This window comes from Pseudomonas sp. TE6283, assembly GCF_054060555.1.
In genome coordinates this window covers 1-3094 of sequence record NZ_JBSSDH010000043.1, presented here as the reverse complement: position 1 = coordinate 3094, position 3094 = coordinate 1, and the positions used below count along the sequence as shown (strand labels likewise).

Annotated in this window: 4 protein-coding genes and 3 tRNA genes; all 7 read left to right on the top strand. The window is 59.5% G+C overall.

The features are described from left to right. Positions 1 to 220: 220 nt before the first annotated feature. Positions 221 to 1180, top strand: a complete 960-nt coding sequence (gene birA, locus ACVWZ5_RS25480) for a bifunctional biotin--[acetyl-CoA-carboxylase] ligase/biotin operon repressor BirA (RefSeq protein WP_028692321.1) — start codon at positions 221 to 223, stop codon at positions 1178 to 1180. Further along, positions 1170 to 1925 carry a pantothenate kinase gene (locus tag ACVWZ5_RS25475; RefSeq protein WP_062575365.1) on the top strand — a complete coding sequence of 252 codons (756 nt, stop codon included), beginning with the start codon at positions 1170 to 1172 and terminating at the stop codon, positions 1923 to 1925. Before birA ends, ACVWZ5_RS25475 begins: the two co-directional genes overlap by 11 nt. A 2-nt stretch (positions 1926 to 1927) precedes the next feature. Further along, complete coding sequence (locus tag ACVWZ5_RS25470) at positions 1928 to 2353, top strand: hypothetical protein (RefSeq protein ID WP_062575364.1); 426 nt, start codon at positions 1928 to 1930, stop codon at positions 2351 to 2353. A 152-nt stretch (positions 2354 to 2505) separates the two neighbouring features. Beyond that, positions 2506 to 2589, top strand: a tRNA-Tyr gene (locus ACVWZ5_RS25465). A gap of 24 nt (positions 2590 to 2613) precedes the next feature. Beyond that, a tRNA-Gly gene (locus ACVWZ5_RS25460) sits at positions 2614 to 2687 on the top strand. Between the two features lie 28 nt (positions 2688 to 2715). After that, positions 2716 to 2791 (top strand) — tRNA-Thr (locus ACVWZ5_RS25455). A gap of 79 nt (positions 2792 to 2870) precedes the next feature. Next, positions 2871 to 3094, top strand: a 224-nt coding sequence (locus tag ACVWZ5_RS25450) for a GTP-binding protein (protein ID WP_036986584.1), incomplete at its 3' end; no start/stop codon positions are given.

Genomic DNA, 3094 nt, shown 5'->3' with positions numbered 1-3094 from the left:
GGCTTCCCCATGTGAGAGTAGGTCATCGTCAAGATTCATTTCGCAAAACCCCTATCTGCGCGAGCAGGTAGGGGTTTTGTCTTTTCCGCGTTCCAACATCAACGCCTTACCGGCGCTCCTACAGGGATCGCGTCGGCTGTGGGGGTGGCGGTAGCCCTTTTCCTATGCAAGCCCTCGGGGCGTGGCTATCATGCCAGCCTTATTCCAAGTCGAGACTGGCATGCTGAAGTTGTTGAATCTCCTCAAGGATGGCCGGTTCCATTCCGGAGAGGCCCTGGGGGCCGCCCTCGGGGTAAGCCGCAGCGCCGTCTGGAAGCAGCTGCAGCACCTTGAGAGCGAACTGAACCTGACCATTCACAAGGTCCGCGGCCGTGGCTATCAGTTGGCAGCGCCACTGAACCTGCTTGAATCTCAGGCGATCGCCGGGTTTTCGGAGGGCGAGCCGTGGCCGGCTTTCATTCATGACACCATCGACTCCACCAATGCCGAGGGTCTGAGGCTTGCCGCCCAAGGGCAGGCGGCGCCGTTCCTGGTGCTGGCCGAACGCCAGAGCGCTGGGCGCGGACGTCGTGGCCGCCAATGGGTCAGTCCGTTCGCTGAAAACCTCTATTACAGCCTGGTACTGCGTATCGATGGCGGCATGCGCCAGCTCGAGGGATTGAGCCTGGTGGTTGGCCTGGCGGTCATGCGCACGCTGAAGACGTTCGGCCTGAAGGATGTCGGGCTGAAATGGCCCAATGATGTCCTGGCCAGCGGGCGCAAGATCACCGGCATCCTCCTGGAGCTGGTCGGCGATCCGGCGGATGTCTGCCATGTGGTGCTGGGTATCGGTATCAACGTGAACATGCAGGGCGGGGAGCGGATCGACCAACCCTGGACCTCCATGCGCGGCGAGACCGGACAGTTGGTGGATCGCAACCGCTTGGTGGCGGAGCTAAGTCAGCAGCTGCAGCATGAGCTGGCCCGTCATCGCCGCTATGGTTTCGCCGCGTTCCAGGAAGAATGGGAGCAGGCGCACCTGTGGCAGGGGCGGAAAGTTTCGCTGGTCGCCGGCACCACTCGCATCGATGGGGTGGCGTTGGGCGTGGATGGGCAGGGCGGCTTGCGTCTCGAGGTGGATGGTGTGGAAAAGAGCTTCAGCGGTGGCGAGCTCAGTCTGAGGTTGCGTGATGATTCTTGAGCTCGATTGCGGAAACAGCTTTATCAAGTGGCGCGTCATCCATGCGGCCGACGCCACCATCAATGTTGGCGGTATCGTCGACTCCGACCAGGCGCTGGTTGCGGCTGTCGCGGCGCTATCATCCCTGCGCCTGATCGGCTGCCGGATGGTCAGCGTACGCAGTGAAGAAGAGACTTCGGCGCTGTGTGCGTTGATCCTGGCTTCGTTCGGGGTCGAAGTGAGTGTGGCCCAGCCAGTGAAGGAAATGGCCGGCGTTCGCAATGGCTACGAGGACTACCAGCGCCTGGGGATGGATCGCTGGCTCGGCGCGTTGGGCGCCTATCACCTGGCGGGTCGCGCCTGCCTGGTCATCGATTTCGGTACTGCGGCCAAGGCCGACTATGTCGCGGCCGACGGTGAGCACCTCGGTGGGTATATCTGTCCGGGCATGCCGCTGATGCGTAGCCAGTTGCGCACCCACACCCGGCGAATCCGCTATGACGATGCCTCGGCCGAGCGTGCCCTGGGCAGTCTGGCACCGGGGCGCTCCACCGTCGAAGCGGTCGAGCGTGGTTGCGTGTTGATGCTCCAGGGCTTTGCCCGTACCCAGATCGAGCAGGCGAGGGCGCTTTGGGGTGAGGATTTCACGGTCTTCCTGACCGGAGGTGATGCGCCGTTGGTGCAGGACGCCGCACCTCAGGCGCGGATCGTGCCGGATCTGGTCTTTGTCGGCCTGGCCATGGCCTGCCCAATTGAGTCGAGGTGACTATGCGCTGGTTGTTTCTGCTGTTGGTAGTGCTCAACGTCGTTTATTACGTGTGGCACCAGCAGGAAGCTCCGCTTAAGGTCAAGGAAGTCGCCCCGTTGTCGTTGTACAAAGGCTCCCAGCAGGAAATACGCCTGTTGCGCGAGACCGGGGCTGCGGCACCTGCCAGGCGGCGCGACGAATGCCTGGTAGTGGGTGGTCTGGCGGCTCGCGAGCAGCTCGATGCCCTGCGTCAGCGCCTGGTCAGTCTGGATATCGTCGCCCTGCCGGTAGTTGGGCAGCTGCCGGGCGCCGAAGGCTTCTGGCTCAAGGTAGCCCCTGAAAGCGAGCGTTTGCTGGACCCTGCGGTGCTCTCGACTCTTTCCAAGGATTTCAAAGACTTAAAACACAAAATTATTTTGTGCGAGGGTATTGCAACTGCTGAATAGCTTGATAGAATGGCGCCCGCTTCACAGGGAACACCACTGAGGTGGTAGAGCTGGAAGCGGTGTCAAAGCAGCTAAGTTTCAGATTTGATTGAAAAAATTTGAAAAAACGCTTGACACTGGGGCGGCAGACAAATAGAATGCCGGCCACATCTGGAGGGATTCCCGAGCGGTCAAAGGGGACGGACTGTAAATCCGTTGCGAGAGCTTCGAAGGTTCGAATCCTTCTCCCTCCACCAGTTTTAGCGAGAGCCGCAAGCTCCGCGGGTATAGTTTAGTGGTAGAACCTCAGCCTTCCAAGCTGATGATGCGGGTTCGATTCCCGCTACCCGCTCCAAGTTTGCTGTTGTTGCGCAAAGTGTTTCGCTCTTGTAGCTCAGTTGGTAGAGCACACCCTTGGTAAGGGTGAGGTCAGCGGTTCAAGTCCGCTCAAGAGCTCCATATAAACAAGGCAGATATGAAAATATCTGCCTTTGTTTTATAGGCTGTATGACAATTTCTTCTGCGGAGGACTGTATCGATGGCTAAGGAAAAGTTTGATCGTTCGCTACCTCACGTTAACGTCGGCACTATCGGCCACGTTGACCACGGTAAGACTACTCTGACTGCAGCGCTGACTCGCGTCTGCTCCGAAGTTTTCGGTTCGGCCGTCGTTGAGTTCGACAAGATCGACTCGGCTCCGGAAGAAAAAGCGCGCGGTATCACCATCAACACCGCTCACGTCGAGTACAACTCGAACATTCG